2 protein-coding genes are annotated in these 2,303 nt (G+C 61.0%); both read left to right on the top strand.

All coding sequences use genetic code 11. The annotated features are described in order from the left end of the window. Nucleotides 1-1,265 (top strand): IS21 family transposase (locus ACP5E6_RS18435; protein ID WP_427956811.1); only part of this gene is annotated, 1,265 nt, incomplete at its 5' end. Next, nucleotides 1,262-2,071 (top strand): IS21-like element helper ATPase IstB, encoded by an 810-nt coding sequence (istB, locus tag ACP5E6_RS18430; RefSeq protein WP_427956808.1) that lies wholly within the window; start codon nt 1,262-1,264, stop codon nt 2,069-2,071. The genes ACP5E6_RS18435 and istB, both read left to right, overlap by 4 nt. Nucleotides 2,072-2,303: the final 232 nt, after the last annotated feature.

The raw sequence follows: 2,303 nt of genomic DNA, 5'->3' as shown, positions 1-2,303 counted from the left end.
CGGTGCTGGAGGAGCTGGCCCGGCGGCATCCGGAACTCAATCCTGGGGTCCGGCGCACACTGGAACGGAGGATCAAACTCTGGCGCGGCCTGCACGGGCCGGATCAGGAGGTCATGTTTCGCCAGACCCATCCCCCCGGCGAACAGGGCCTGTCGGATTTCACCGATCTCGCGGATCTCGGTGTCATCGTCGCCGGCGTGGTGCTGGATCATATCCTCTACCATTTCCGGATGGCCCATTCAGGCTTCGAGCATGGCCACGTGATCCTCGGTGGGGAAAGCTATTCCGCCCTCGCCGTCGGTTTGCAGAACGCACTGTTCGCCCTCGGTGGCGTGCCGTTGCAGCACCGCACCGACAGTCTCTCGGCCGCCTTCCGTAATCTCGACCACGACGCGATCGAGGATCTGACCACGCGCTACGCTGGCCTCTGCGCGCATTTCAACATGGCGCCGACCCGCAACAACACCGGCGTCGCCCATGAGAACGGCACGATCGAAAGCTCCCATGGTCATACCAAGAAAACCATCGAGGACGCCCTGCTGCTCCGCGGCAGCCGTATCTTCGAAGACTTGAGCGCCTACCGCCGGTTCATCGACGAGCACTTCGCCCGCCACAATGCCAGACGGAGTAAGGCGATCAGCTTCGAACGCGCCGCCCTCAGGCCGCTGCCTGAAGACCGCACGGTCGACTACGAGGAGACCCTGGTGCGGGTGACCTCCTCCAGCGGTTTTGTGCTTCGCAAGGTCTTCTACACCGTGCCCTCCCGGATGATCGGGCAGCGGTTGCGCGTGCGTCTCTATGATGACCGGCTCGAATGCCTTCTCGGCGGCAGTCGCGTGCTCACCCTGGTCCGCGGTCGCGCTGACCAAACCAGCGGCAAGCATCATCATGTCATCGATTATCGTCACGTAATCCAGGCACTGCGCCGCAAGCCGGGCGCCCTGCGCAATCTGATCTATCGCGACCAGTTGTTCCCGCACCCGGCCTATGCCCGCGCCTACCACGCGCTGGCCGAACGCCGATCCGACAAGGCCGCCTGCAAGATCGCCGTCGAACTGCTCGCCCTCGCGCATGATTGCGCCTGCGAAGCCGAACTCGCCCGCGTGCTCGAGACCGAACTCGACACCGGCCGTCTCCCCAGCCTCGATCTCCTGCGCGAACGCTTCCGACCCGTCTGCGCCAGTGGGCCGACAGTCATGATCGAGCCTGTGTCGCTCGGGCTGTACGACCAATTAGGCACCATCAACCACGGAGATCTCGCATGAACCCCAATCCCACGGCTGACGCCGCACGGCTCGCCTTTCTGCTCGGCGAACTTCGCCTGCCCACCATCAAATACCTCTGGCCCGATATCGCCGTGCAATCAGATAAAAACGGCTGGCCAGCAGCTCGGTTCCTCACCGCTCTGGCCGAGCACGAAGTCGCCGATCGCGAACGGCGTCGTATCGAACGTCATTTGCTTGATGCCCACCTGCCCATTGGCAAATCTCTCGATAATTTCGACTTCAATGCCGTGCCCGTCATCAGCAAAGCCCATATCACCGCTCTCGCAACAGGTAACGCCTGGATCGAAACCGGCGCCAACTGCCTCGTGTTCGGCCCGCCCGGCGTGGGCAAGAGTCATCTCGCGGCGGCCATAGGGCGCGCGCTGATCGAGGCCGGATACCGTGTCCTATTCACCCGCACCACAGATCTCGTCCAACGTCTGCAAATCGCGCGGCAGCAACTTACCCTCGAAGCCGCCATTACCAAACTCGATCGCTACCACCTGATCATCCTTGATGACATCTCCTACGTCACCAAGGACCAAGCCGAGACCTCGGTGCTATTCGAACTGATCAGCCGACGATACGAACATCGCTCAATCCTGATCACCGCCAATCAGGCATTCGGTGAGTGGAACAAGATTTTTCCAGATCAGGCTATGACTTTAGCCGCCGTCGACCGCCTCGTTCACCACGCCACCATCCTCGAAATGAACGTCGAAAGCTACCGGCGCCGCACCGCCATCGAACGAAAAAAAGCCACAGGCGGACCCAACACCCGCCAATCCCCCAAAGCATCTTCCTGATTGCCGCCCCGCGTCAATCAAGTTGATAATCGCCCTTGCAACCAAAACAAAACACGATATCCTGCCCCACATCGCGGTCAGTTTTTTATCACGCTGATTGACGGTTTTTCTCACCCTGTTTGTCGCGCCACACACCAGCCATCAGAACCGGCGATCAGCCTGCACGTCACTCTTTCGTCATGCAGGCTGATCTTCCGGATAGGTTGGCCTAGCTGACCGCAAGGCATCTGCA

Source organism: Acidiphilium sp. (assembly GCF_049977125.1).
GTDB lineage: Bacteria > Pseudomonadota > Alphaproteobacteria > Acetobacterales > Acetobacteraceae > Acidiphilium.
Note: the sequence above shows the minus strand (reverse complement) of the source record. Positions and strands in the feature narration are given on the sequence as shown.

What these genes read in the sequence shown, in the direction of transcription:
- istB (WP_427956808.1), top strand. Translation starts at nt 1,262, where the DNA reads ATGAACCCCAATCCCACGGCTGACGCCGCACGGCTCGCCTTTCTGCTC.